24 protein-coding genes are annotated in these 25,444 nt (G+C 54.5%); 14 read left to right on the top strand and 10 right to left on the bottom strand.

The genetic code is table 11. The features are described from left to right. Positions 1 to 11 precede the first annotated feature (11 nt). On the top strand, positions 12 to 2,630 hold the full coding sequence (locus tag RHH53_RS09305; protein ID WP_310743703.1) for a DNA polymerase III subunit alpha: 2,619 nt from the start codon (positions 12 to 14) through the stop codon (positions 2,628 to 2,630). On the opposite strand, the gene tmk is transcribed toward RHH53_RS09305, so the two are convergent. Beyond that, positions 2,556 to 3,269 (bottom strand): dTMP kinase, encoded by a 714-nt coding sequence (tmk, locus tag RHH53_RS09310; protein ID WP_206199919.1) that lies wholly within the window; start codon positions 3,267 to 3,269, stop codon positions 2,556 to 2,558. The two genes, RHH53_RS09305 and tmk, sit on opposite strands and share 75 nt — an antisense overlap. Before the next feature lie 192 nt (positions 3,270 to 3,461). On the opposite strand from tmk, the gene RHH53_RS09315 reads away from it, so the two are divergent. The 5 genes from RHH53_RS09315 to RHH53_RS09335 all read left to right on the top strand — a co-directional run bounded on the left by RHH53_RS09315 (position 3,462) and on the right by RHH53_RS09335 (position 7,472). Further along, complete coding sequence (locus tag RHH53_RS09315) at positions 3,462 to 3,815, top strand: hypothetical protein (RefSeq protein ID WP_149818813.1); 354 nt, start codon at positions 3,462 to 3,464, stop codon at positions 3,813 to 3,815. A gap of 2 nt (positions 3,816 to 3,817) precedes the next feature. Next, entirely contained in the window at positions 3,818 to 4,936 is a 1,119-nt protein-coding gene (locus RHH53_RS09320; RefSeq protein WP_206199920.1) for an FAD-binding oxidoreductase, read from the top strand. A gap of 25 nt (positions 4,937 to 4,961) precedes the next feature. Then, complete coding sequence (gene psbM, locus RHH53_RS09325; protein ID WP_149818817.1) at positions 4,962 to 5,072, top strand: photosystem II reaction center protein PsbM; 111 nt, start codon at positions 4,962 to 4,964, stop codon at positions 5,070 to 5,072. A 69-nt stretch (positions 5,073 to 5,141) separates the two neighbouring features. Further along, positions 5,142 to 6,272 carry an iron-containing alcohol dehydrogenase family protein gene (locus tag RHH53_RS09330; protein WP_206201677.1) on the top strand — a complete coding sequence of 377 codons (1,131 nt, stop codon included), beginning with the start codon at positions 5,142 to 5,144 and terminating at the stop codon, positions 6,270 to 6,272. Beyond that, positions 6,273 to 7,472 carry an aspartate aminotransferase gene (locus tag RHH53_RS09335; protein ID WP_302676040.1) on the top strand — a complete coding sequence of 400 codons (1,200 nt, stop codon included), beginning with the start codon at positions 6,273 to 6,275 and terminating at the stop codon, positions 7,470 to 7,472. Between the two features lie 42 nt (positions 7,473 to 7,514). On the opposite strand, the gene RHH53_RS09340 is transcribed toward RHH53_RS09335, so the two are convergent. Then, entirely contained in the window at positions 7,515 to 8,786 is a 1,272-nt protein-coding gene (locus RHH53_RS09340; protein ID WP_310438164.1) for a sugar ABC transporter substrate-binding protein, read from the bottom strand. A 12-nt stretch (positions 8,787 to 8,798) separates the two neighbouring features. After that, the gene (mscL, locus tag RHH53_RS09345; protein WP_315863513.1) at positions 8,799 to 9,221 is read right to left on the bottom strand and encodes a large conductance mechanosensitive channel protein MscL; all 423 of its coding nucleotides are present in this window, start codon (positions 9,219 to 9,221) and stop codon (positions 8,799 to 8,801) included. 217 nt (positions 9,222 to 9,438) lie between these two features. Here mscL and RHH53_RS09350 point away from each other — a divergent pair, with 217 nt between their 5' ends. The 4 genes from RHH53_RS09350 (at position 9,439) to RHH53_RS09365 (ending at position 12,737) form a co-directional block, all read left to right on the top strand. After that, positions 9,439 to 10,431 carry a 30S ribosomal protein S1 gene (locus tag RHH53_RS09350; RefSeq protein ID WP_149818829.1) on the top strand — a complete coding sequence of 331 codons (993 nt, stop codon included), beginning with the start codon at positions 9,439 to 9,441 and terminating at the stop codon, positions 10,429 to 10,431. Position 10,432: 1 nt separating this feature from the next. After that, on the top strand, positions 10,433 to 11,458 hold the full coding sequence (pdxA, locus tag RHH53_RS09355; RefSeq protein ID WP_302678138.1) for a 4-hydroxythreonine-4-phosphate dehydrogenase PdxA: 1,026 nt from the start codon (positions 10,433 to 10,435) through the stop codon (positions 11,456 to 11,458). Between the two features lie 85 nt (positions 11,459 to 11,543). Beyond that, positions 11,544 to 11,867 carry a DUF1825 family protein gene (locus RHH53_RS09360; RefSeq protein ID WP_206199926.1) on the top strand — a complete coding sequence of 108 codons (324 nt, stop codon included), beginning with the start codon at positions 11,544 to 11,546 and terminating at the stop codon, positions 11,865 to 11,867. 12 nt (positions 11,868 to 11,879) lie between these two features. After that, the gene (locus RHH53_RS09365) at positions 11,880 to 12,737 is read left to right on the top strand and encodes an aminotransferase class IV (RefSeq protein ID WP_302678139.1); all 858 of its coding nucleotides are present in this window, start codon (positions 11,880 to 11,882) and stop codon (positions 12,735 to 12,737) included. An 11-nt stretch (positions 12,738 to 12,748) separates the two neighbouring features. Here RHH53_RS09365 and RHH53_RS09370 read toward each other — a convergent pair whose 3' ends face one another. Both RHH53_RS09370 and RHH53_RS09375 read right to left on the bottom strand, forming a co-directional pair. Then, complete coding sequence (locus tag RHH53_RS09370) at positions 12,749 to 13,375, bottom strand: hypothetical protein (RefSeq protein WP_310743704.1); 627 nt, start codon at positions 13,373 to 13,375, stop codon at positions 12,749 to 12,751. A 35-nt stretch (positions 13,376 to 13,410) separates the two neighbouring features. Continuing rightward, positions 13,411 to 14,061 (bottom strand): exopolysaccharide biosynthesis protein, encoded by a 651-nt coding sequence (locus RHH53_RS09375; protein WP_310743705.1) that lies wholly within the window; start codon positions 14,059 to 14,061, stop codon positions 13,411 to 13,413. A gap of 112 nt (positions 14,062 to 14,173) precedes the next feature. On the opposite strand from RHH53_RS09375, the gene RHH53_RS09380 reads away from it, so the two are divergent. Continuing rightward, positions 14,174 to 14,536: a DUF6464 family protein gene (locus RHH53_RS09380; RefSeq protein WP_310743706.1), complete on the top strand. Its 363-nt coding sequence runs from the start codon at positions 14,174 to 14,176 to the stop codon at positions 14,534 to 14,536. A gap of 73 nt (positions 14,537 to 14,609) precedes the next feature. Here the strand turns inward: RHH53_RS09380 and RHH53_RS09385 are convergent, their stop codons facing one another. Further along, entirely contained in the window at positions 14,610 to 17,138 is a 2,529-nt protein-coding gene (locus tag RHH53_RS09385; protein WP_310743707.1) for a glycogen/starch/alpha-glucan phosphorylase, read from the bottom strand. Between the two features lie 128 nt (positions 17,139 to 17,266). Further along, positions 17,267 to 18,007, bottom strand: a complete 741-nt coding sequence (locus tag RHH53_RS09390; RefSeq protein ID WP_310743708.1) for a hypothetical protein — start codon at positions 18,005 to 18,007, stop codon at positions 17,267 to 17,269. 130 nt (positions 18,008 to 18,137) lie between these two features. Between RHH53_RS09390 and RHH53_RS09395 the strand changes: the two genes are divergently transcribed. Both RHH53_RS09395 and RHH53_RS09400 read left to right on the top strand, forming a co-directional pair. Then, a complete protein-coding gene (locus tag RHH53_RS09395) occupies positions 18,138 to 19,079 on the top strand; it encodes a MoxR family ATPase (RefSeq protein ID WP_302676030.1) in 942 nt (313 codons plus the stop codon). After that, entirely contained in the window at positions 19,076 to 20,533 is a 1,458-nt protein-coding gene (locus RHH53_RS09400) for a DUF58 domain-containing protein (protein WP_310743709.1), read from the top strand. The genes RHH53_RS09395 and RHH53_RS09400 overlap by 4 nt, the downstream gene beginning before the upstream one ends. Here RHH53_RS09400 and RHH53_RS09405 read toward each other — a convergent pair. Next, positions 20,530 to 20,745 (bottom strand): hypothetical protein, encoded by a 216-nt coding sequence (locus tag RHH53_RS09405; protein ID WP_206199934.1) that lies wholly within the window; start codon positions 20,743 to 20,745, stop codon positions 20,530 to 20,532. The genes RHH53_RS09400 and RHH53_RS09405 overlap by 4 nt on opposite strands. Before the next feature lie 162 nt (positions 20,746 to 20,907). After that, entirely contained in the window at positions 20,908 to 21,168 is a 261-nt protein-coding gene (locus tag RHH53_RS09410; RefSeq protein ID WP_206199935.1) for a hypothetical protein, read from the bottom strand. A gap of 436 nt (positions 21,169 to 21,604) precedes the next feature. Between RHH53_RS09410 and RHH53_RS09415 the strand changes: the two genes are divergently transcribed. Continuing rightward, positions 21,605 to 24,286 (top strand): CHAT domain-containing tetratricopeptide repeat protein, encoded by a 2,682-nt coding sequence (locus RHH53_RS09415; RefSeq protein WP_310743710.1) that lies wholly within the window; start codon positions 21,605 to 21,607, stop codon positions 24,284 to 24,286. Here the strand turns inward: RHH53_RS09415 and RHH53_RS09420 are convergent. Next, complete coding sequence (locus RHH53_RS09420; protein ID WP_310743711.1) at positions 24,283 to 25,440, bottom strand: DUF58 domain-containing protein; 1,158 nt, start codon at positions 25,438 to 25,440, stop codon at positions 24,283 to 24,285. The two genes, RHH53_RS09415 and RHH53_RS09420, sit on opposite strands and share 4 nt — an antisense overlap. Positions 25,441 to 25,444 lie beyond the last annotated feature (4 nt).

Genomic DNA, 25,444 nt, shown 5'->3' on the forward strand with positions numbered 1-25,444 from the left:
AGCCGTTGCCCATGTCCTTCGTCGGTCTGCATATTCACAGTGATTACAGTCTCCTCGATGGAGCTAGCCAGCTTCCCGACCTAGTGGCACGGGCAATGGAATTGGGGATGCCCGCGATCGCCCTCACGGATCACGGGGTGATGTATGGCGCCGTTGAACTGTTAAAGTTGTGTCGCGGCAAACCCCTGAAGCCAATCATTGGCAATGAGATGTACGTCATCAATGGCGACATCACCAAACAGGAGCGCAAACCCCGCTTTCACCAAGTGGTGCTGGCCAAAAATAAACAGGGCTACCACAACCTCTGCAAACTCACCACCATCTCCCACCTGCAGGGCTTCCAAGGCAAGGGCATTTTTGCTCGCCCCTGCATCAATAAAGAACTGTTGGCGCAATACCGCGACGGACTCATTGTCACCAGTGCTTGCCTCGGTGGTGAGATTCCCCAAGCCATTTTGCAGGGCAAGCCGGATTTGGCACGCAGTGTTGCTGCCTGGTATCAAGAGACCTTTGGTGAGGATTTTTACCTTGAGATCCAAGACCACGGCAGTCAAGAGGATCGGGTAGTCAACGTTGAACTGGTGTGCATTGGCCGCGAGTTGGGGATCAAAATTATTGCCACCAATGACTCCCACTTTATCTCCTGCAATGACGTTGAAGCCCACGACGCCCTGCTTTGTATCCAGACCAACAAGCTGCTCACCGATGACAAGCGGATGCGCTATAGCGGCACGGAGTACCTGAAATCCGCTGCTGAAATGGCTCGGCTGTTTCGGGATCACTTGCCCGCTGAGGTCATTGAAGAGGCTTTGGCGAATACCCTTGAAGTGGCCGAAAAGATTGAACCCTATGACATCTTTCGTGAACCCCAAAGTCCAGAGTTTCCAGTGCCTGCTGGCCATACAGCCGATACCTACCTAGAGCAAGTGGCGTGGCAAGGACTGTTGGAGCGATTTCACCTCAGCGATCGCCAGCAGTTGGATCCCACCTACCGGCAGCGCTTGGAATACGAACTCAAAATACTCCAGCAGATGGGGTTTTCGAACTATTTCCTTGTGGTTTGGGACTACATCAAATATGCCCGCGACCACAACATTCCCGTCGGGCCAGGGCGGGGATCGGCAGCGGGTTCCCTTGTAGCCTATGCCCTGCGCATTACCAACATTGATCCCGTACACCACGGCTTGCTCTTTGAGCGGTTTTTGAACCCTGAGCGCAAGTCCATGCCCGATATTGATACGGACTTCTGCATTGACCGCCGCGAGGAGGTGATCCAGTACGTCACCGAAAAATACGGCAGCGATCGCGTCGCCCAGATCATCACCTTCAACCGCATGACATCAAAGGCGGTGCTCAAGGATGTGGCACGGGTGCTGGATATTCCCTATAGCCAAGCGGATCAAATGGCAAAGCTGATTCCGGTGGTGCGGGGCAAACCAGTTAAATTGGCGGTGATGATCTCCGATGACACCCCCTCGCCAGAATTCAAGGAAAAGTACGACAGTGATCCGCTGGTGCGCCGCTGGATTGATATGGCGATGCGCATTGAGGGCACCAACAAAACCTATGGCGTCCATGCAGCCGGCGTTGTCATTGCCTCAGAACCCTTGGATCAACTGGTGCCGCTGCAACGCAATAACGATGGGGCGGTGATTACCCAGTATTTCATGGAGGATCTGGAATCCCTTGGCCTTTTGAAGATGGACTTTTTGGGTCTCAAGAACCTGACAATGATCCAAAAGACGCGGGAGCTGATCCAGAAAAACCACGGTCAAACCCTTGATTTGGATGCATTGCCCCTAGATGATGCCAAGACGTACCAAATTCTGGCGGAAGGTAAACTGGAGGGGATCTTCCAACTAGAATCTTCGGGGATGCGCCAAATTGTCCGAGATCTCAAGCCCTCAAATCTGGAAGACATTTCCTCGGTGCTGGCGCTCTATCGACCGGGACCGTTGGATGCAGGCCTGATTCCCAAATTCATTAACCGCAAGCATGGTCGGGAACCCATTCAATATCAACATGAGCTTTTGAAACCCATTTTGCAGGAAACCTACGGCGTTCTTTGTTATCAGGAGCAAATCATGCGGATGGCGCAGGACTTGGCAGGCTATTCTCTGGGTCAAGCGGATCTGCTCCGCCGCGCGATGGGCAAGAAGAAAAAAGAGGAAATGGAAAAACATGAAGCCCTCTTTATTGAGGGAGCGGCGAAAAATGGGGTGCCCAGCACAGTCGCCCAAGAACTCTTTAAGCAGATGCTGGATTTTGCTGAATACTGTCTGAGTGGCGAGACGGCGGTGATGACGGTGGAATATGGGGCTGTCCCGATTCGCCGCTTGGTGCAGGAAAAATTGGCCTGTCAGGTGTACAGCCTTGATTCCCAAGGGCATCTTTATACCCAGCCCATTGCCCAATGGCACTTTCAGGGCTTCCGTCCCGTGTATGAGTATGAACTTGAGGATGGCTCAACGATTTGTGCGACACCTGATCACCGCTTTATGACCACCCGTGGCCAGATGCTGCCCATTGAGCAAATTTTTCAGGAAGGACGAGAGCTATTCCAATTCGCGATCGCCCCCAGTACGGCGCTGGCTCAAGGTCTCAAACCAGCGGTGCAGATGAGCCGCTAGACAATCTTGAATAGCTTCACTCACCTGATCAGTGGGTTGATCCGCCGCAATTCGCTGCCAGCGATCGCCCCCTGCCTCAGCCAAGGCCATAAATCCTTGACGAACTCGCTCATGAAAGGCCACCGCATGCTGCTCTAGGCGATCCGCTATGCCCCGCCGTTGGGTGCGGGCAAGGCCAACCTGAACCGGCAGATCCAGCCAGAGAACTAAATCCGGCATCAGTCCAGCGGTGGCAATCTGGTTGATGTGCTCGATGAGGCTCAAGTCCAGTCCCCGCCCATAGCCTTGGTAGGCAATGGTGGAAGCCGTGTAGCGATCGCACAGGACAATGCCCCCCCGTTGCAGTTGGGGGCGGATACTCGTCGCCACGTGCTGGGCGCGATCGGCGGCATAGAGAAGGAGTTCTGCCATGGGATCAATCTCTAAATCACTATGGAGCAGCAGTTGCCGCAGGCCTTGGCCAAGGGGCGTTCCCCCCGGTTCACGGGTCAGCAGCAGGGGCGGATCAATGTCAGCGGATCGTAATTTTGCCAGCCAGCCACTTTCCTCTAGCCATGTGGCGATCGCCCCCATTTGGGTCGTTTTGCCGGCACCCTCTCCCCCCTCTAGGACAATAAACAAACCAGTGTAGGGATGCATGAATTCAGCGATTTTGAAGAAAGGTTTGATATAATCGCGGCATCCTGCCATACAATGCAGGTCACCTTACAATGGGGGTAATGCTCAATTCCCTGTGATTTCCTAGGAACACCCGCAGTGACAGCGCCCCGTCTGTTCCGTGATTACACTAGAACCATTGTTCGCGAATTATTAGTTTACCACTTGGCGGTTATGGCTCGATATGCTCGTGTTGTTACTATTGCACTCCCTCGGGCACGGCTAAAGGAAGAGCTGGTGCAAACCCTAGAAGCCTGCGATTTGACGGTAACCCATGTGGGGGATGATTACGTCGTGGCACGGGAGAGCGCGCTCGATGCCATTTCAATGTCCCAACTGGTCACGGTTGAAGTCCTGATTGATAAAACCACGCCCCAAAAGGATGTCACCAAGTTTGATCTGGTGCTCAAGAATAAGGAACTGACCCTCAAGAAAAATAATCACTGCTTTGAATGGTTTGACCGTGTGAGTCGCGCCATTGCCGAAAATGAAAATTGGGAATTAGTTAATACAGTTGCCACACTGTGACGGTGCTGCCAGCAAATGCAACAGTGACCATTGTGGGCGCTGGGGTGGTTGGCTCGGCGATCGCCTACGAACTGAGTCGTGTGCTTGATCCAGCGGAAACGCCGATTCTTGTCCTTGAAGCACAACGGGAGGAAGATTGGCAAGCGACCGGTGCGGCTCTTGGTGTTCTCATTGTCCACCTCAGTCGGCGGCGACGTGGACGCAACTTTCAACTACGGCAGGCCAGTTTGGCACGTTATGAAACCCTCATTCCGGAGTTGGCGGCAGAAACGGGGGTTCAGATTCCCTACCAGCGCCGAGGCATTATCGAAATCTGTACCACTAAGGACGAGGCGATCGCCACCCAAGCATGGTTGCAGGAACAGGCTCCCCAAGGCGTGCAGTGGCTCTCGCCAAAAGAAGTCCAAGATCAATGTCCCCTTGTGGATATCCACCACATTCACGGTGCACTTTGGGCAACGGGCGATCGCCAAGTCACCCCTAAACCCTTGACTCAAGCCCTGCGCCAAGCGGCTCATCAACGGGGCGTCAAGTTCTTGTATCAAAGCCCTGTCCGGCAGCTCCAGCGATCGCCCCAAGGGGGATGGATTTTACAGCTCAATCAAGCAGCCATCGAGACCGAATACCTGATCTTAGCGGCAGGTCTAGGGACAACGCCCCTTACGCAAGCCCTCGATCGCTCTGTCACTGTGGAACCGGTTTTGGGACAAGCCCTAGAGTTTGCCTGTCATATTGATGGCAATACACCAGTGATGACGGCTGAAGGCATTCATTTTGTCCCCTTGCCTTGGGGGCGGGTGTGGGTGGGCGCCACCGTGGAGTTCAACACCCTCACCGCGAATCCGCAAACCCTTGATCAACTGCATGGACGGGCGATCGAACTTTGGCCAGTTCTGAAAACGGCTCCTGTGACCCAACAGTGGCAGGGACTGCGACCCCGCCCGAGCGATCGTCCGGCACCCATCATCGAAAAAATAGACGACCACACTTGGCTGACCACTGGCCATTACCGCAACGGTATTTTGCTGGCTCCCATCACCGCCCAAAAAATTGCCCAATCCCTGAGGCTGACCTTGGCCAAGGGCGATCGCCCCAAGGGGGACACAGCATTGATAAAATAAAAGCCAGCGTTGTGGGGTACATACCATGGAAGTGAATCCTTTTGGCTTGGTGGCAACAGCCATGTTTGTCTTGGTGCCAACAGTGTTCTTGATTATTTTGTACGTGCAAACGGAAAGTCAGAAGAAGAGCAGCTAAGATAGATCTCTACGGCTAGAGCGAAAACGACTCTATTTTTGCCGCAGATGCTCTAAATAGTCCTTATTTATACGGCCTGTGACTGCTGCTTCGTTTTCACCCCTTTGTATTGCACCTACCCACGTCTATCGCGGTTGGTCAATTCTCTCCCAAGCGGGGGAAGCCATTGTTCAATTGGGGCATCATCCCCTTTTAGTGGTTTCACCGCAGCGGTATCAGCAGCTTGAGCAGGAGTGTCAGGCGATCGCCCGCTCCCATGATCTCACCTTCAGCGTAGGGACATTCCATGGTGAGTGCAGTGAATCCACCCTTGCCCAGCTCCGCCAAGAGGCGCAAGGCAGCGATCTCATCATTGGCATTGGCGGTGGCAAAGCCCTAGATACCGCTAAACTTTTGGGGCATCAATTACACTTGCCCGTAGTGACGATCCCCACGTCCGCAGCCACCTGTGCCGCTTGGACAGCCCTCTCCAACATCTATACGGAGGCCGGTGCCTTTGCCTATGATGTGGCACTCCACCGTTGCCCGGATCTGCTGCTCTTGGACTATGCCCTGATTCAAACGGCGCCGAAGCGAACCCTGCTTGCCGGCATTGGCGATGCCCTTGCCAAGTGGTATGAGGCCTCGGTGAGTAGTGGTCACCGTCAAGAAACCCTGATTGTGGCGGCGGTACAGCAAGCCCGAGTATTGCGCGATATTCTCTTGCAGCAATCCGCTGAGGCCCTGGCCAATGTGGGCAGTACCGCTTGGGAAAATGTCGTCGATGCCAGTGTCCTCATGGCAGGGATGATTGGGGGCTTGGGGGGTGCCCAATGCCGCACGGTGGCAGCCCATGCGGTGCACAACGGTCTGACCCAACTGCCCCAAAGTAGGGGCACCCTCCATGGAGAAAAAGTGGCCTACGGTATTCTGGTGCAACTACGCTTGGAAGAGCTAGTTCAAGGCAGTCAACTAGCTGCTAGCGCTCGCCATCAGCTGTGCCAGTTCTATGAACAGGTGGGTTTGCCCCTGACTCTAGAGGACTTGGGTTTCCAAGAGGCCAGCTTAGCCCAGCTCCAGCATGTTGCTACGGTTGCTTGTGCCCCCCACTCCGATATTCACCATTTGCCGTTTCCGGTGACGCCTGATCTGGTGCTAGAAGCAATGGTGTCCACCGTGGTCGGCTACAGTGCCACAGTCTTGGATGGGAGTGCCCGTTAGATGGGGTTAGAGTGGATTCAGCCGGCCGATCGCTTGGGGGCATTGCCGCCCTACGTCTTTGCGCGTCTCGATGAACTGAAGCTGAAAGCTCGCCAGCAGGGACTGGACTTAATTGACTTGGGGATGGGCAATCCCGATGGCTCCGCCCCGCGTCCGGTGATTGAAGCAGCGATCGCCGCCTTTGAGGAACCCAGCTACCACGGTTATCCCCCCTTTGAAGGCACAGCGGTTTTCCGTCAAGCCATTACCCGTTGGTATCAGCGCCGCTACAATGTCTCCCTTGATCCTGATGGGGAAGCCCTCCCCCTGTTGGGATCAAAAGAGGGACTGACGCACCTTGCCCTTGCCTATGTCAATCCGGGGGATGTCGTCCTCGTGCCCAGCCCGGCCTATCCTGCCCATTTTCGTGGACCTGCGATCGCCGGTGCCAACATCTATCCCCTCATTCTCAAACGGGAAAAGGGCTGGCTCATTGATCTCAGTGAGATTCCCAGTGACATTGCCCGCCAAGCCAAGGTTTTGTACTTCAACTATCCCAGCAATCCTACGGCGGCGATCGCCCCCCGCTCTTTCTTTGAAGAAATCGTTGCCTTTGCCCGCGAATATCAAATCCTTCTAGTGCATGACCTTTGCTACGCTGAACTGGCCTTTGATGGCTATCAACCCACCAGCTTACTGGAAATTCCCGGTGCCAAGGAAATCGGCGTTGAGTTCCATACCCTCTCAAAAACCTACAATATGGCCGGTTGGCGGGTGGGGTTTGTGGTGGGCAACCGCCACATTATTCAGGGCTTGCGTACGCTGAAAACGAACTTAGATTATGGGGTTTTTTCCGTCTTACAGAAAGCGGCAGAGGTGGCCTTGAGCCTGCCCGATAGCTACATTGCCTCTGTGTGCGATCGCTATCGCCAACGGCGGGATTTTCTGATTCAAGGCTTGAATGAACTGGGCTGGCAACTCACCCCAACCCAAGCAACGATGTACCTGTGGGTGCCCGTACCCGTGGGCATGAGTTCGACAGATTTTGCCCTCAAGCTGCTTCAGGAGACAGGCGTTGTTGTGACCCCCGGCAATGCTTTTGGCGAAGGGGGTGAAGGATACGTGCGCATTAGCCTCATTGCCGATCGCGATCGCTTGGGTGAAGCCCTCAAACGCATGGCTCAAGCCAATATTCGCTTCGATAGCTTAAGTCAATGTTAAAAGCCCGGAAGGCTGATGAAATTTCACACCCACTCGCAAAGGTCATCCTAGGCGGCTATTCCAAGCGGTCTCGGCCTCCTTGAGAGCCTGATCAATTGTCTTTTGTCCGAGGAGGACAGCTTGCAAGTTTTCGTAGAGGAGTCGTTGTAGCTCCTTAATATCCCGCAGGGGGGGAATGAGAACCTCTGCTTGGCTCATTTGAGCAGCGCTGACGGATCGGGCAATGTCCACAGGGGTGGCATTTTCACCAATGGTACGGAAGTAGGAATCCGCTAAGGCTGCTTGTGTAGAAGGCAGAACATTCGCTTCCTTGGCAAAGGCGAGTTGGTTTTCATTGTTGGTGACAAAGAGGGCAAATTCTACGGCTAGGTCAGGATGGCGACTCTGGCGGGGCACCAGTAAATTCATCACAGCAACATTTTTCTTGCCAGTGTCTCCGGTCAACTGGGGGGCAGGGGCTGAAACGGCTGCAATAGTGGGGGCATTGGTGGCGATCGCGTTCAAAAATTCCGGACTGGTCATCACTAGCGCCGTTTGTCCCGCTTGATAGAGTTCAATACCTTGGCGGTGGCCTTCAGTCAGCACCTGTGGCGGCAAGAGTCCCTGACGATAGAGATCCAGCCAATACTGGAAAACGGCTTTGCCCACTGGGGAATTAAAGGCAGCACGGCCTTGATCATCGACAAGCTTTACCCCCATCTGTACCATGGCCTGCATCAGTTCGGCAGAGTCCTCGGGCACCATCGTGATAAAGAAGGCGTATTTGCCCGTTTTCTCCTTCACGACTTTAGCAACACTGGCAAGTTCAGCAAAGGTTTGCGGGGGGCGATCGACCCCAGCAGCGGCAAGAATCGCTTTGTTATAAATCGTTACCCGCGAGGTGAGGTACCAAGGCACGGCAAAACTCTTGCCCTCTAACGTCGTTGCCTGCCAGATATTCGGTAAATAACGCTCGCGCACGGCTGGCGGCACATAGTCATTGAGATTGAGCCACGCATTGCGTCCTGCCAACAACGCCGCAAAGTCGGGGTTCAGGTTCACCACATCGGGAGCAGTGCCCGCTAATACTGCCATGAGAATTTTGGTCTGCATTGCTGTCCAAGGAATATCCACCCAGCGCACATGGACATCGGGATGTTGGGCTTCAAATGCCGCAATCAGGCGATGGAAGTAGTCAGTAAATTTCGGTTGCAGTTGCATGGTCCAGAATTCAATCTGGGTGCCTTGGGTAGGCGGCGTTGTTCCACAACTGGTGAGGATGGCCAGCCATAGCCCCACCAACAGCCCAGAGATCCAGCGTTGCCACGATCGCATTGCTGAGGACTCCTACAGGGGGGGGAGTTCAGAGGTACAGGCACGGCAGCGACTCGCCTTGAGGGGCACAGACTCCAAGCAGTAGGGGCACTCCCGTTGTTCGGGGGCAGGCGGTTTCTTGGGCAGCAAGGGCAAAATCAGTTTCAGGAGAATAAATAGGCTGAGGGCAATCACCCCAAAGTCGAGTAAACTACCCAAAAATTTGCCAATTCGAATGCCTGAGCCGACGGTCAGTTCGCGCCAGTCGCCCCCGGGAATCAGAGGATTGACCAAGGGCATGATGAGGTCTTCAACAACGGAAGTAACAATGCGGCCAAAGGCACCCCCCACCACGACAGCGATCGCTAGATCAATCACATTCCCCTTTAAGGCAAATTCGCGGAACTCCTGCCAAAATTGCTTGACCTGTCGGCGGTTTAGTCGCGCCATGCCCATTCCTCAGTAGTACACAAAAATTAACATCTATCTTCATCAATGACCAAAATTTTATCGATGCTGCTAGCCAACGGGCAAACTCTAGGCTAACATTGTAGATCCAGTCAGAAAGTGTTCGAGCGATCGCTGGTATGATTGCGTATGGCACCCACTTCTGCCCGCTTGATAACTCACTATACACCCCCATTTTCGTTAAAGGAGCTAGGAAAACACTCGCATGGTCAATCAGGAAAAAACGTTAGACGTGGGCTTTACGCATGCTGATTTTGCAGCCTTACTGGACCGGTACGATTACCACTTCAACCCCGGCGACATTGTTGCTGGCACCGTCTTTAGCATCGAACCGAAGGGTGCCCTGATTGACATCGGTGCGAAAACCGCTGCCTACATCCCTATCCAAGAAATGTCTATCAACCGGATTGACAGTCCGGAAGAAGTCCTGCAACCGAACGAAACCCGTGAGTTCTTTATCTTGGCGGATGAAAATGAGGAAGGGCAGCTTACCCTCTCGATTCGTCGTATTGAGTATATGCGGGCTTGGGAGCGCGTTCGCCAACTGCAAGCGGAAGATGCCACCGTTCGTTCTCAGGTCTTTGCCACCAACCGTGGGGGTGCCCTTGTGCGCATTGAAGGGCTGCGCGGCTTTATCCCCGGTTCCCACATCAGCACCCGTGTCAACAAAGAAGAATTGGTGGGTGAAGAGCTACCCCTGAAGTTTTTAGAAGTGGATGAAGAGCGCAACCGCCTCGTCCTCAGCCACCGCCGTGCCCTTGTCGAACGCAAGATGAACAAACTGGAAGTGGGCGAAGTGGTGGTTGGAACCGTGCGTGGGATTAAGCCCTACGGTGCCTTCATTGACATTGGTGGGGTTAGCGGTCTGCTGCACATTTCCGAGATTTCCCACGATCACATTGATACGCCCCACAGTGTTTTCAATGTCAATGACCAAGTCAAGGTGATGATTATTGACCTTGATGCTGAGCGGGGTCGGATTTCCCTGTCCACCAAGCAACTGGAGCCAGAACCCGGTGACATGGTGAAAAATCCGCAGTTGGTCTATGAAAAGGCTGAAGAGATGGCAGAGCGCTATCGTCAGCAACTCCTGCAACAACAGCAGCAGGCCACCGCAGAGACCACTGAGGAAGTCATTGAAGACATTCCCGAAGCCACTGAAGACGATACGGCTGAGCCGATTCTTCAAGAAGCCTAGGATGTCCCTTGCCCTCACCCTTGGGGATCCAGCGGGCATTGGCCCAGAAATTCTCCTGAAAGCCCTAGCTCACCTGCCCTCAGAAATGTTAGGGCAGTTTTTTATTGCTGGTACAGGCCAAGTATTAGAGGAAACGTACGCTCGCCTCTGCCAGCAGGGACAGGTGGCCATTGATCCTGCCCAGCTTCGGATTTGGGAGCATCCCCTCGATGCGGTGATTGTGCCGGGGCAACCGAGTGTGGTGAGTGGGGCGGCAAGCTTTGCCTACTTAGAAACAGCCATTCAGCGGACGATCGCTGGCGAGGTGGCAGGCATTGTGACGGCACCGATTTCTAAGGCCAGTTGGCAGGCGGCAGGCTATGCTTTTCCGGGTCAAACAGAAGTGCTGGCTCACTTTACTGGAACCGCCCACGTGGGCATGGTGTTCTTGGGGCGATCGCCTGTAACCAACTGGGTGCTGACCACTTTACTCGCGACGACCCACATCCCCTTGCAAGAGGTGCCCAAAGCACTAACCCCCGAACGCCTCAATGAAAAACTCGCGCTCCTTGTGCAGTTTCTGAGGGAGCGGCGGCATCTGGAGCGGCCTCGCATTGCCATTGCTGGCTTGAATCCCCACAGTGGTGAGCAGGGACACTTAGGCCAAGAGGAAGTGACTTGGCTGATTCCATGGCTCGCAGCAGCCCAGCAGCAGTATCCCCAAGTTGAACTGATTGGTCCTGTGCCCCCCGATACCCTCTGGATTGGAGCTGCCGATGCGTGGTGGGGACGCCCTGCCCCGGCAACTGCCTACGATGCCTACCTCGCGCTTTACCATGATCAGGGGTTGATTCCCGTGAAGATGCTCGCTTTTCGGGAAGCGGTGAATACGACGATTGGCTTGCCCTTTATTCGCACGTCCCCGGATCACGGTACGGCTTTTGATATTGCGGGTACAGGGATGGCAGACCCCCAGAGTTTTCTGGCGGCGATCGCTTGGGCGCAAACCCTGAGTCAAGGATCGGTTTTCCCTCTTACCCCCGCCTAAAGTGCCTTTGATAGAATGCAACTAGATAACAAACCAAACGGTCAATCGTTGGCATTTGGGTTGTTGCTGTATCGGGCAGAGTCATATGGGATTCTTTGATTCAGAAATTGTTCAACAGGAAGCACAACGCCTGTTTCAGGACTACCAGCAGTTGATGCAGCTTGGCTCCGAGTACGGCAAGTTTGACCGCGAAGGGAAGAAGATTTATATTGCAAAAATGGAAGAACTCATGGAGCGCTACCGTATTTTTATGAAGCGCTTTGAGTTGTCCGATGACTTCATGGCGCAGATGACCATCAAACAATTGGAGACCCAACTCAGCCAGTTTGGTATGTCTGCCCAAACCATGTTTGATCAAATGCATCAAACCCTTGAGCGCATGAAAGCCGAAGTGGAACGCCAACCCTAGGGGAGAGGGCGAGTGTTGCTCTGCAATTTGGATGGGGTGATTACGCCAGAGGCCTCGATTTCTGTTTTTGATCGCGGGTTTCTCTACGGTGATAGTGTTTATGAAGTGATGCGTACCTACCGCGGGATTCCCTTTGCCCTACCAGAGCACCTCGCACGGTTGCGCGCCTCAGCCGCCTATCTCTACATGAGCGTGCCGTGGTCTGATGAGCACATTACCCAAGAAGTGCAACGCACCTTAGCGGCTGCCCCAGCGGGAGAATATTACATTCGGATTGTCGTGACCCGTGGCGCCGACCAGCGGATTGGGTTACTGCCAGAACCAACGACCCAACCAAGGTTATTGATTGTGTTGATGGCGATCGCCCCCGAACCAACATTGAGCGAACAGGGAATTTGCCTGACCATAGGCAAGCGTCAACGCACGAGCACCGCTGCCCTTGATCCTGCCGCCAAAACGGGCAATTACCTCAACAATATCTTGGCGCTATTGGAAGCGCAGCAAGCTGGGTTTGACGACGCCCTGTTGCTCAATGCCCAAGGGCAGATGACCGAGGCCACGACCAGTAACCTCTGGATTGTCCGTGAGGGTGTGGTCGAGACACCCCCCACTGCTGTTGGGATGCTCCACGGAATTACGCGAGCGACGCTGTTGCAGATCGTTGCAAACTTGGGCATGCCCCATCGGGAAGTGATTCTCACCCCACAGGATCTGGCGAGAGCCAGTGAGGGCTTTCTGAGTTCATCGGTGCGCCTGCTAATGCCGATTCGCCAAGTGGATGAGGTGATCTTTCCCGCCTGTCCAGGCCCTGTGACCCAAAAGCTATGGCAGGAATTATTAACAGTGATGGAAAAGGCGACTCTGGCCTAGATACAGTCCTTTTAGCGAAGTTCTTGAGTTGGGAACATGACGGGAATATTGGGATTCACCCATACTTGACAGTCGAGTTCGGTACTGGGTGGGAAAAAAGGAATCGGGTTGCCTGCGGCATCGGTGACTTCTGGCAGATATTCAAGGGGTAGGGCATCAAATTGACAGGTGTAGGCACCATAAATGACCTGCCGGCGATCGCCCAAAGGGCGCGCTGCGCGATCGCGCAGGATCAACTGATAACCAAAGCTGCGACTGGCATTCCCCAACTGATTGATCAGGGCAAAACGCCGTAAATAGGGCAGGCGTCCCCAAGCAGACGGCGACACAAAGGCTTCAACTCTACCCCCCGGCGCTGTGATGGCCGGAAAAGCCTGCCAGCGCTGAATCACCCCTTCCCCAAACTGCTGAGCTGCCCACCAGAGACTCGGTACGGTCAGGCCCACTGCCGAGGGTTGCTCGCTAACCACAACTTGCTTTTCATTGACCGGCAGCGCGATCGCCTCGGCAACCGCTGGCGGTAGGTCTTCTGTACTGGGATTGGCGGTAGTTCTAACGGGGTGCAATGCCACTAAAGCAATTGCCCCAACTGTGCTGAGCCAGAGACCGCAAGACTTCAGTATGGATAGGCTTTTCATTGATCCTTAGGCGTGAGGGAGATTACCTCCTAATATTACGAATGCAGCCATGCCCTCAATACATCGAGGAGGCTATTTCCCCCCCAAGCAAGGGCAATGAGAATGGATGTGGTGACTGCTAAACCAATCAAGGAGATGACCACCCCTACCAGACTAATCAAACCATCGTCATCCAAAAGACCAAAGCCAATCGTAAAAATGCCCATCGCTGGAATGGTGTTGGTGCCGGGAATGGGCAAAATCATCGAGATTGCCATCAGTGACACGGCAACTCCCAAGCCCAAACGTCCGCCTCGGGTCGTGCAAATGGGGCGCAAGCGGGGACGGGAGATCAATTCAATCCGCTGCAGCCAAGGCAAAGCTGTGCGCACAATCTTTTGAATCTGGGATCGCGGCATCGTGCGCTTGAGCAGCCGCGGGGGCAACCAAGGGGTTGAGGCACCCACGAGCAATTGCCAGCCCAACAGTAACAGCACAATGCCAAAGGGAGTGGAGTAACCGGGAGCTGGCAAGGGTAGCGCCGAGGGCAGTGAAAGAACAGCCAACAAAAAGCCAAAGGTTCGCTCCCCCGCCAATTGGAAAATATCCCCCAAGGACACCAGTTGCTGCGTTAACACCTCGCCATCGCTGGGGCTGGGCACAGGACTCAAAAAGGCACGTTCGAGGTCAGTGGACAGTTTTGCCATAAAAAATTACGGGAGGTGGAAATGTTGCCACTGCTAGGATACGATAGATTGATCGTTAGTTATGCCCAACACAGTTGACAGGCGATCCTAAGGCCGCGATCAATCTGAAGCCATGGCAACCCCATCCGACTTACCGACAGAGTTGCACCTGATCAACCCGCGGCGATCGCTGGGTCATGTTTATCTCGACTGGACACCCCAACCTGGTTGCCATGTGGATCATGAAGGGGAAACCTATACCGTGTTAGAACGCCGTCATCGCTACCGGTTTCGTGGCGGACGTTATCAACTGGAAAAAATTGCCCTCTATGTGCAGCATAGTGACACCACGAGCGATCGCCATCTCGTCAATGGCCAGTGGGTGATTGGCGATCCCTCCTGCCGCTGGAATGCGCTTTCACCCTTGTTGCGCTGTGCCGTCAATCCCCAAGGCCCCTGCCAAAACTGCCGCGATTATCGGCAGCGCGAACCTTAGGGTTTAGGTTCTCAAAAACCCCTCGCAAGGAGGGGGATGATCTGAGTCGTTTCAGACGCTAGACAACATTCACCTACGACACGGGTGGCGTCATATAGGACGTTTCCGGTAGAACAATTTTCACCGGTTCAACGTGCCAGATCTCTTGGCAGTACTCGCGAATGGCGCGATCGCTAGAAAATTTGCCCATCCGTGCCACATTCAGAATCGACATTTTTGCCCATTGGGCTTGATCTTGATACACCTGAAGCACCTGTTGATGGCAGTCCATGTAGCTTTGGTAGTCTGCCAAGAGGCAATAGCGATCGTTTTGCCAGAGGTGTTCCACAATTGGGCGAAAGAGTTCCGTATCCCCATGGGAAAAGTAACCAGAGCCGATGAGGTCAAGGACTCGCTTCAGCATCGGGTTATTATTGGCAAACTCCCACGGACGGTAGCCGTTACGCCACAATTCCTGCAATTGCTCCACCCTATTGCCAAAGAGGAAGAAGTTTTCTGCTCCTACTTCTTCACGAATCTCCACATTGGCACCATCGAGGGTTCCAATCGTCAGCGCCCCATTGAGGGCAAATTTCATATTCCCTGTCCCTGAGGCCTCGTAGCCTGCCGTTGAGATCTGCTGTGAGAGATCCGCTGCGGGATAGACGCGCTGTCCCAGAGTCACATTGTAGTCGGGTAAAAAGACCACCTTCAGGCGATCGCGCACCGCTGGATCGCGGTTAATGACTTCAGCCACCGAGTTAATGAGCTTGATGATCAACTTGGCCATGTAGTAGCCCGGTGCTGCCTTGCCACCAAAAATAAACGTTTGGGGTACCATCTCCAGTTGTGGGTTGTCTTTTAACATCTGGTAGAGCGTGATTATTTTAAGGACACACAGGTGCTGCCGCTTGTATTCGTGGATGCGCTTCACCAAAATGGAGAAGAGGGAATGGGGATCCACCTTCACGCCCACGCGATCGCGAATGTATTCCGCAAGGCGTTCCTTATTTCCATGCTTCACCGATCGCCACTGAGCCGCAAAGTCGCGATCCTCTGCCAAGGGTTCCAATCGCCGCAGTTGATCCAAGTGTTTCACCCAATCTTCGCCAATGCGTTCGGTAATCAGGCGAGTTAATCCGGGATTACTAAGCACCATCCAGCGCCGAGGGGTGACGCCATTGGTTTTATTGGAAAATTTCTGCGGCGTCAGTTCGTAGAAATCCTTGAGCACCGTTTGTTTCAAGAGTTCTGAATGCAGCGCCGCCACTCCGTTGATGGCATGACTCCCCACCGCTGCCAAGTGTGCCATGCGCACATAGCGACAGCCACTTTCATCAATAATCGACAGCCGCCGCAGGCGATCGTTATCCCCCGGATATTGCAGGCGCACCTGATCGAGGAAGCGTTGGTTAATTTCGTAGATGATTTGCAAGTGGCGGGGTAGTAGTGAGCCAAAGAGATCTAGCGGCCATTTTTCCAGTGCCTCGGGCAAGAGGGTGTGGTTGGTGTAGGCAAATGTCTTGCAAGTAATGTCCCACGCCTGATCCCAAGGCATGAGATGCTCATCCACCAACAGGCGCATCAGTTCTGCCACCGAAATCGCCGGGTGGGTATCATTCAACTGCACGGTGAACTTTTCGTGGAAGCGGCTGAGATCCTTATTCCCCGATTGCTTGTAGAGGCGGATCATGTCCTGAAGGGCACAGGAGCAGAAGAAATATTGCTGCATCAGCCGCAGTTCTTTGCCCTGCAATTGCTCATCGTTGGGATAGAGCACCTTGGTGATGTTTTCTGAGGCAATTTTTTGGTTGACGGCACCGTAGTAGTCGCCCGTGTTAAAGGCTTGAAAGTCAAAGGACTCCACCGCCTCTGCCCGCCACAGACGCAGAAGATTGGCGGTATTCACCTTGTAGCCCAAGATTGGGGTGTCATAGGCTACCCCTTGAATCACTTGGTGAGGTTCCCAAACGACCCGATAGCGCCCTTGATCATCGGTGTAGCTATAGGTATGGCCGCCAAACTTTACCTGCAAAATCAACTCTGGCCGCGGAATTTCCCACGGGTTGCCGTAGCGTAACCACTTATCCGTAATCTCCACTTGCCAGCCATCGCGAATCTCTTGGTCAAAGATGCCGTACTCATAGCGAATGCCGTAGCCAATGGCGGGGATTTCCAATGTGGCGAGGGAATCCATATAGCAGGCGGCCAAGCGACCCAAGCCACCATTGCCCAAGCCCGGCTCTTCCTCCTGATCAAGGAGTTCCTTGAGGTTTAAACCCGTTTGCCGCATGGCTTCCTCAACGGCTTCATAGAGCCCAAGATTAATTAGGTTATTGCCAAGGTGGGGCCCCAGTAAAAATTCGGCGGAGAGATAGCAAACGGTGCGGCTTTCTTGATCTCGATAGGTTTTGGCAGAATTCAGCCAGCGCAACAGCAGGCGATCGCGCACGGTGTAGGCCAAGGCCAAGTAGTAATCATTTTTCGTCGCCACTTCGGGGAACCGCCCTTGGATAAAGAAGAGATTATCCATAAAGGCGCGGCGCAGCGTTTCAATACTCGTACCGGTGCGATCGTCTTCCGTCAGCACCGTGGGACAACCGGGCGGAATGAGACTGGTCATTGTGGGAATCCTCGCAAAGAATTAACGCGATTAGTAGTCAGCCCTTCCCTTCTGTTCTACCGCGATCGCCAAGGATTCCCCGCTAAGTACAGAATCTCTTTACCAGCAGGCCAGCCCTTCCCTAGCGTTCATTGACTGTGGGGGAGCAGTTGGCAGGTGAGTTCTTCCTCGGTTTCTGAGGGATCTGGTGGGGCAACGGTGGGTGGGGTAGTGCCAAGGGTCATGTCTGGGGCGGGGCTGTGTTGATAGCGTTGATAGAGCGTAGTCAGCAGTTTGATCAGGCGATCGCCGGCACTGGCATAGAGAGGGTCATCGGGCAAGCGCGCCAAAGCAGCGGCCATCTGCGTCTGCAAGATCTCTAAATCCCCATAGCGGCGAGTCAGCCGTTGCAGTAAATCAATGAGGGTAAACCGCTCTAGGCCTTGAGCATGCACCGGTTTGGTGGTCAACAGGGCAGCCACAAGAAGCTTCATCTGCAGGGGGGTACAGTAGCGAGTGACTTCCAAGCGCAAATCGTAGAGATCGGCGGTGCTGAAGGTTGGCGCCTCGATGGTCAGTGTGGCCGTTGGGGATTGGGTGTAGAGGGGCACCAAAATTTGCAGGAGTGCCGCTGAGAGAACCTGATAAGCCTGTGCTTTGTTGAGACTATTGACAATGGCCGTTAGGCGCTGTCCCAAAAGGGTGGGGGTTTTCAGCCGCTCAAGAATTTGGATCACGGCCTGTTGTACCTCGCTCACGGTCCACGGCGGTGTTTGGGTCGGCCACTGATTCTGCTGCAGGGCATACAGTAGCTTAAAAAGACGGCTGTGCTGCGGATGCTGGACGATTTGTTGGGCAGCGGTGGCAATTGGAGAAGTCGTTGTCGTCACAGGTTTGCCAAAAGTCCCTCGATCTGTATTTTAGCCAATTTTCCTAGACGATAATTTATTGATTGTCATCAAGGGGAGATTGTCAAGACCTCTGCTAGCATTGGGAGAGTTTAGCAGTGACAGAACGGGTGTGAAAGAGCTTTTTCATCGCCTTCAGCAGCGTCTCAATGAGATTGTTGTCGGTCAAGGGGCGATCGCCCAAGGGTTGGTTGTGGCACTCCTCGCCGAAGGCCATGTCATCCTTGAGGGGGTGCCGGGAACCGCCAAAACCCTCCTTGTGAAGCTCCTCGCTCGCCTGATTGCAGCGGAATTTCGCCGGATCCAACTCACCCCCGATGTCCTCCCCGCCGATATTCTCGGTACGAGTATCTTTGACTTTAACAGTCGCACATTTCGCCTGCGCAAGGGGCCAATTTTTACCCAAGTGCTGCTGGCGGATGAAATTAACCGCACACCGCCTAAGACCCAAGCGGCTCTCCTCGAAGCCATGGAAGAACGGCAGGTAACCCTTGACGGCACCACTCTCCCCCTCTCGGGTTTATTTTGGACAGTGGCCACCCAAAACCCCTTGGAATTTGAAGGGACATATCCGCTGCCAGAAGCCCAACTGGATCGCTTTCTCTTTAAGCTAGTCGTCCCCTACCCAGAGCCAACTTCAGAACGGCAAATGCTTGAAAATGCCCTTGGGGGCTTTGAGGCGCGGGATCTCGATCAACTCAATTTGGAGCCGTTGATTACCGTTGAGCAAGTCTTGGCAGCACGGCAGCAAGTGCGGCAAGTCCATGTGGCGCCTGCGGTGTTGGAGTATCTGTTGGCCTTGGTGCAGGCCAGTCGTCAACATCCCGAACTGCTGTTGGGGGCTTCCCCACGAGCGGCGGTGGGCTGGTTACGTGCCACCCAAGCCCAAGCATGGTTAGAGGATCGCAGCTATGTCACCCCTGAAGATGTGAAGGCGATCGCCACCCCGCTACTGCAACACCGCTTAATCCTCAAGCCCGAAGCCCAGTTAGACGGCACCACGCTGCCCCAAGTGATCCAAGGTATTCTCGCGAAAGTTGCTGTCCCCCGATGAAAGCACCTGCCAGTTATCAGTTTGGTCGCCATCGCCCCCGCTGGGTGCCCACGGTTCGCTTCTATGGCCTGTTGCTGCTGGGGCTTCTCTTTCCAGTGCTGACCAGCTTTCTGCCAGCAGAGCTATGGCCGATCACCGAGGCGGTTCCCCAAGGGAAGTTGCGGGAATGGTTGCACCACTGGCCTCTGGGGCTGGGATGGCTCCTGATGGGACTGTACGATCTGGTCATTTTCGGCCTGTCCCTGTGGGACTATATCCGCATCGGTCGCTGGCAACTGACCCTCGATCGCGCCTGTGAGTCACGGCTCTCCATTGGTCGGCAAAACCCGATTCGCCTCAGGCTGCACACCCGTGGTCAGGTTTCCTTGAATGAGCAGATTTGGGTTGAACTCTACGACTATGTGCCTGCTGAGTTTACGGGTGAAATCCCCTACTTTGCCTTTGCGGCCTCAGCCCAGAGTACGTTGGAATTGCTCTACCATGTGTTTCCACCGCGACGGGGTGCCTTTCAATGGTCAGGCTGCGATGTGCGGCTGCGCAGTTCTTGGGGCTTGGCGTGGCGACGCTGGTTTGCACCCGTTGTGACTAAAGTGGAAGTCTATCCCGATTTGATGGGCTTGCGATCGCTCTCGATTCGCCTGAGCCTAGAATCCAGTGGCAGCTTGCGGCGACGACGCTATGCCTTGGGGGGCACCGAGTTTGCCGAATTGCGGGAGTACCACTTGGGGGATGATCTGCGCCTCATGGACTGGAAAGCGAGTGCCCGCCGCGGACGGCCTCTTGTGCGCGCCATGGAGCCCGAACGGGATCAACCCCTGATTATTCTCTTGGATCGAGGCCGCTTGATGACCGCTACTGTCGCTGGTTTGAAACGCTTTGACTGGGGCTTAAACGCGGCATTGGCACTGGCGCTGACGGGCTTGCGACGGGGGGATAAGGTGGGCTTGGGGATTTTTGATCAGCAACTGCACACGTGGATTGCGCCTCAAAGTGGCGATTCCCATCTGGGACAGATTCTGAGTCAGGTGTATCGCTGTGAACCCATTCTCGAAGAATCTGACTATGTGGGCACCGTCAGCGCGATCTTGGGACACTATACCCGCCGTGCCCTTGTGGTGGTTCTCACAGAGGTCATTGATGAAGTGGCTTCCCAAGAACTCCTCGCAGCCATGGCGCGCCTTACGCCGCGTTTTCTACCCTTCTGCGTTGCCTTGCGCGATCGCTACATTGAAACCCTTGCCCACCGCCCGTTGATGCCACAGCCCTTAGCTGCCGTGGATCAAGTGACCAGCCTCTATGAACAGGCCGTCGCTCTCGATCTGCTGCATCAGCGACAACGTGCCTTTGCCCACTTGGAGCAACAGGGGGTTCTTGTCCTTGACGCGCCTGCGGATCAAATGAGTGAGCAACTGGTGGATCGCTATTTGCTGCTGAAAGCCCGTGGCCGACTCTAGGGTTGGCTAGCCTCGATCACACTGGTATTCCTTGGCTCCTGTAATGGCCGTAGGGGTGGGCGATCGCCCGTTGGTGTCCCTAGGGGAAGGGGTGTCGAGGTCTGCGTCAGCCCACAAGTTGCCCGCAAACGCGCTTGCAGGAGTTGACTCACCACCTGACGTCGAATAAATTCTTGCTCAATTGCTGGGGGGACTGAACGTTGCAGTTCCATAGGTTGCCTCGAATTCACCGTTGTACGGCGACACAGGCTTCCGTGCGCTTCCCACACCCACATTCAACCGGTCATAGGCTTCACCTTGATCTTAATGGCGATCGCCCACGATTGTAAAAATGACTACCAAAATGCAGTGGGATTTGTGGGGATTTCCTAACACTATTGCAACGGGGATACATTCGGGGATTGAGGTGATTCCCATTTCTGCTGGCAAAACTCGTGGATCACCTTACCGCCATGAATAATCACATAGAGCGTCACTCCACTGAGGACAAAAGGCATGATCTTCTCGAGCCAAGGAAGATGGCAACCGAGGCGGGTCAGGACAAGGGCAAAGGCATCATCTAAAAGGCTAATCAACAAAGGTAGCAATTGTCTTAGAAGGGTAAGAATCTCTGGTAAATAACCATCACTATCCATAAAAATACTCTCGGCTGAGTTGACGCAGAAAATCACCTAAAGAAACATTGATCAGTTGGGATGATTGGTGAGTGGAAATACTTCATAGGCACTTCGTTCTCATCAATACAAATAAAGAATTGAAAAATGAATCACACGTCTTTACAAATTGATGACCTTTAGATAAGCCTACCCTAACTGCGATTGTTGTTTCTGCGAGTGTTCCCAAGAATAGCCGAAAACCCTGCCCGTCAGGCATTAAGGCTGCTATTACTATTGCTAAGTTCGGTTGCAAATGAGAGATTATCGTGAATTGTTAACAACCGTAACACTTCTATTATAGGCAACGCCTAGGGGTTAGGGGATAACTGTAATTTGTCGTTACATTGGGAACGCATTCTGAAAGTTGGCTGTCTAGGATAGAGATGACAGCAGCGGCAGGTGCTTTATGAGACAGATGTCGGGTCATCGGTGTGGTTTTGCGCTTCTGTTGGCGATCGCCACAACCACAGGATTTTACCAGCGGGGACTCGCACAAAATGAAGCCCAACAGTTGCGCGATATTATGCAGCGGTTGGATGCCCTACAACAGCGCTATAGTGCCGCCGTCAGTGAACTAGACGTGATTCGCAAAACCTCTTTTGGCGGCGATAGTAATCATGTCATTGCCCTCACAAATCAGATTGAGCAGTTGCAAAAACAGGGAAATTATGGCGCAGCAGTGGCACCCTCGCGGGAATTGGTGGCGATCGCTGAGCGGGTTTTAGGTGCCCATCACCCCACTGTGGCTGCAACTTTGAATAACCTTGCTGTCACCTACAAGGAACTGGGCAACTTTAGTGAGGCGATTCCCCTCTATCAGCGCAGCTTAGCCATCCGTGAACAAGCCCTTGGCGCCAATCATTCCGATGTTGCCACCAGCCTCAATAACCTCGCCAACCTCTACACCGATCAAGGCAACTACGGTGAGGCCCTGCCCCTCTATCAACGCGCCCTTGCCATCCGTGAACAAGCCCTTGGCAAGACCCATCCCGATGTGGGCTTGAGTGTGCACAACTTGGCAGTGATGTACCATTTGCAGGGCAGCCTAACCACAGCCTTGCCCCTCTACCAGCGCAGTCTGGGTCTCCTCGAACCCGCCTTAGGGGCAGAACATCCCTTGGTGGCAACGGTGTTGAATAACCTTGCCGAACTCTATCGTGCTCAGAGCAATTATGGCGCGGCACTACCCCTTTACCAACGCAGTTTGGCTATCCGCGAAAAAGTGCTGGGGACAGATCACCCCGATGTGGCCACTAGCCTCAACAACTTGGCTGAACTCTATCGAGTCCAAGGCAATTACGGGGCAGCGCTTCCCCTCTATCAACGCAGTATTGCCCTGCGGCAGCGTACCCTTGGTGGCGAACATCCCTACTTGGCGCTGAGTCTTGCCAATTTAGCCAAAGCCTACTGGGCACAGGGGACAATCAATGAGGCCTTAACCGCTCTCAACCGTGCCCTTGAGATTGAAGAGGTCAACCTTAGCCGCAACCTCGTGGTTGGCTCCGAGGAATACAAGCGCAACTATCTGGCCACGTTTCAAGACTCCACCAACACCGCGATTTCCTTCCATTTGCAGGGGAATCCCCAGAATCCAGCAGTGGCCAACCTAGCCTTGACCACCATGTTGCGCCGTAAAGGTCGGTTGTTGGATGTTTTAGCGGCAACGGCCAGTCGCCTACGCCATCAATTGGATGCCTCGGGGCAGCAGCAACTGGATGAATTAATTCGTGTGCGAACACAGATTGCTAGCCTCACCTTTGTGCGCGATCGCCCACCGCCGGCCAGCCAAATTAGCCAACTCGAACAGCGTGCTAACCAACTGGAAGCCCAGCTGATGAGTCAAAATGTCAGCTTCCGTTTAGACGTCACCCCCGTCACCCTCAGTGCCGTGCAGCAAGCAATTCCCGCCAATGCTGTGCTATTGGAGTTTATCCAGTATGTGCCCTACAACCCGAAAGCCAACCGCTGGGAAGCCCCCCGCTACGCCCTCTATGCCCTGAAAAATAGGGGTGCTCCCCAATGGCGAGACTTGGGTACCGTCGCTGATCTCGATACGGTCATTAAGGCAGCACGCCAGCGGATGGCGGATCCAAGATTGCCCGCTACGGTAACGAAGCCCTCTTTGAAGGCGGCCTATGAGCGCCTCTTGGCTCCTCTGGAACCCTTCCTAGCGGGCAGTACCCATCTGCTGGTGGCTCCCGACGGTCAGCTCAATACTCTCTCCTTTGAGGCCTTGGTGGATCGGCAGGATCGCTATCTGGTGCAGTCCTATACGATCACACTGCTCACCTCAGGACGCGACTTGCTGCGGCTGCAACAGCGGGGCAAACCGGCAAATCCCCCCTTGGTAGTGGGTAATCCCACGTTTAGTCAAGGGAGTGGTCGTGCTGTGGCCGGTAGTCAGCGGGGAGTGAACCCGCGATCGCTGGATTTGCGCAGCCTGACATTTACGGAGTTACCCGGAACCGCCACGGAGGTGAAAACCGTAAGCACGCTCTTGCCCCAAGCGCAGATCCTCACGGGTAGCAGTGCCACCGAAACTACCATCAAACAAACGCAGCGGCCACGGGTACTTCACCTCGCCACCCATGGATTTTTCCTAGAGAGTCCGCCCGTCTCTCCCCAAGTGCTGCAAAACACTCGTGGTCTCAATGCCAATACTCCCTTTAGGGGGGAAAATCCACTGTTGCGCTCCGGCTTGGCCTTGGCGGGTTTCAATCAACGGCAGAGTGGGGTGGATGATGGCGTGTTAACGGCTTTTGAAGTCACCGGCATTAACCTTGATGGTACCGAGTTAGTGGTGATGTCCGCCTGTGATACGGGGCGTGGCGATATTCTCAATGGCGATGGTGTCTATGGCTTGCGGCGAGCCTTTACCTTGGCGGGGGCACGTACCCAAGTGAGTTCCCTCTGGAAGGTGGATGACACCACGACCCAACAACTGATGGTTGCCTTTTATCAAAATCTAGCGGCTGGCAAGGGACGCAGTGAAGCCCTACGGCAAGCGCAGTTGCAGTTAATGACTGACTCCAGTAAGCAAATTCCCTATTTTTGGGCGGCCTTTGTTAGCAGTGGTGAGTGGCGCCCGCTGCCCTAAGACAGGGGGTAGCTGATAGGGGTTTGTAATTGGCTGCCGAGGGGGCGATCGCGATCAATCCACAGAATTGCCCCTTGCCGCCGTGAGGGTGGCTCTCCCCAGAGCACAGTGATACTGCCGGGGGGCAAAGGTTCAGGGCTAGGCCATTGACTGGTGAGCCAGACAAGGGAATCGATGGGATACTCAGCATCGGTGTCGCCGGGGGCGATCGCTGCTAGGGCCCGCAGTACCGTTGGCTGACCGTGGAGCATCCCCGTGGCGGGACTCCAAAACTGGACAGGAATTTGCTGTTGCAAACTGTAAAGGTAGAGGCTAGCCGCCGCAATCACCGCCTGCTCAAAGTCTTCGCCGCTCCAGTGGGGACGGGTATCAAGGGCAATGATCACCGCATTGCCACCGCTAAAGGTGTCAAACTCGCGCACTCGCAGTTCGCCATAGCGGGCACTGGTGCGCCAATGCACTAGACGCAAAGGGTCTCCCCAGCGGTAGGGACGTAAGGCACGGGTGATGCCCTCTTGGGCAACGTGAAGATGATGCTGGCGATCGCGCCACTCTTGGGAAATCTCTTGCCCCAGTTGATCGAGTAAAGGACACTGTTGCAGTTGCAAAACCTGCGGATAAACCACCACCTGCTGCGGTACGGGAAATGAGCGCTGACACCAAAAGAGGCCCAAGGGGGCAGCGGTGCGCAGCCGAAGCTGTTGCCACTCATAAATCCCCCGCCGCGGTGGGATGAGATCGTACTGCCAAGTGGTTGTTTCCTGTGGTGGCAGCCGCTCGATCGCCTGTTGGGGACATTCGCGCTGGGTGGCTGACCAGAGGCCACGGGGAACGGGGTCAATCACTTGCAAATTGTGGCGAGGCGTTTGGGTGGCATTGGTCAGAAAGACGGTCAGGCGTAGGCGATCGCCCGCATGAACTGGATCCACCTTGGCTCGCTCCAGCACCAATCCCCGCAAATAGCGCGGCGGTAGAATCGCCGCCACCAAGAGCAGACCAAAAATGATCCCCGTAATCACGTACAGCCAACCCGCCATCGAATTAATGGCTGCCGCAAAAAGAAAGAGATTCATGCCCAATAGCAGCAGTCCCGCATAGGCGGGGGTCACCCAGCGTTCCTCTAAAAACTGACTGAGGCGACGCAGCTTAGTCATCGCA

This window comes from Thermosynechococcus sp. PKX82 (genome assembly GCF_031583255.1).
Classification (GTDB): domain Bacteria; phylum Cyanobacteriota; class Cyanobacteriia; order Thermosynechococcales; family Thermosynechococcaceae; genus Thermosynechococcus.

Coding starts and splice junctions, on each gene's coding strand:
- RHH53_RS09415 (WP_310743710.1), top strand. CDS start 21,605: ATGTCGGGTCATCGGTGTGGTTTTGCGCTTCTGTTGGCGATCGCCACA.
- RHH53_RS09350 (WP_149818829.1), top strand. CDS start 9,439: ATGGTCAATCAGGAAAAAACGTTAGACGTGGGCTTTACGCATGCTGAT.
- RHH53_RS09360 (WP_206199926.1), top strand. CDS start 11,544: ATGGGATTCTTTGATTCAGAAATTGTTCAACAGGAAGCACAACGCCTG.
- RHH53_RS09385 (WP_310743707.1), bottom strand. CDS start 17,138: ATGACCAGTCTCATTCCGCCCGGTTGTCCCACGGTGCTGACGGAAGAC.
- RHH53_RS09305 (WP_310743703.1), top strand. CDS start 12: ATGTCCTTCGTCGGTCTGCATATTCACAGTGATTACAGTCTCCTCGAT.
- tmk (WP_206199919.1), bottom strand. CDS start 3,269: ATGCATCCCTACACTGGTTTGTTTATTGTCCTAGAGGGGGGAGAGGGT.
- RHH53_RS09375 (WP_310743705.1), bottom strand. CDS start 14,061: ATGGCAAAACTGTCCACTGACCTCGAACGTGCCTTTTTGAGTCCTGTG.
- RHH53_RS09410 (WP_206199935.1), bottom strand. CDS start 21,168: ATGGATAGTGATGGTTATTTACCAGAGATTCTTACCCTTCTAAGACAA.
- mscL (WP_315863513.1), bottom strand. CDS start 9,221: ATGGGCATGGCGCGACTAAACCGCCGACAGGTCAAGCAATTTTGGCAG.
- RHH53_RS09340 (WP_310438164.1), bottom strand. CDS start 8,786: ATGCGATCGTGGCAACGCTGGATCTCTGGGCTGTTGGTGGGGCTATGG.
- RHH53_RS09380 (WP_310743706.1), top strand. CDS start 14,174: ATGGCAACCCCATCCGACTTACCGACAGAGTTGCACCTGATCAACCCG.
- RHH53_RS09405 (WP_206199934.1), bottom strand. CDS start 20,745: ATGGAACTGCAACGTTCAGTCCCCCCAGCAATTGAGCAAGAATTTATT.
- pdxA (WP_302678138.1), top strand. CDS start 10,433: ATGTCCCTTGCCCTCACCCTTGGGGATCCAGCGGGCATTGGCCCAGAA.
- psbM (WP_149818817.1), top strand. CDS start 4,962: ATGGAAGTGAATCCTTTTGGCTTGGTGGCAACAGCCATGTTTGTCTTG.
- RHH53_RS09335 (WP_302676040.1), top strand. CDS start 6,273: ATGGGGTTAGAGTGGATTCAGCCGGCCGATCGCTTGGGGGCATTGCCG.
- RHH53_RS09420 (WP_310743711.1), bottom strand. CDS start 25,440: ATGACTAAGCTGCGTCGCCTCAGTCAGTTTTTAGAGGAACGCTGGGTG.
- RHH53_RS09315 (WP_149818813.1), top strand. CDS start 3,462: ATGGCTCGATATGCTCGTGTTGTTACTATTGCACTCCCTCGGGCACGG.
- RHH53_RS09370 (WP_310743704.1), bottom strand. CDS start 13,375: ATGAAAAGCCTATCCATACTGAAGTCTTGCGGTCTCTGGCTCAGCACA.
- RHH53_RS09400 (WP_310743709.1), top strand. CDS start 19,076: ATGAAAGCACCTGCCAGTTATCAGTTTGGTCGCCATCGCCCCCGCTGG.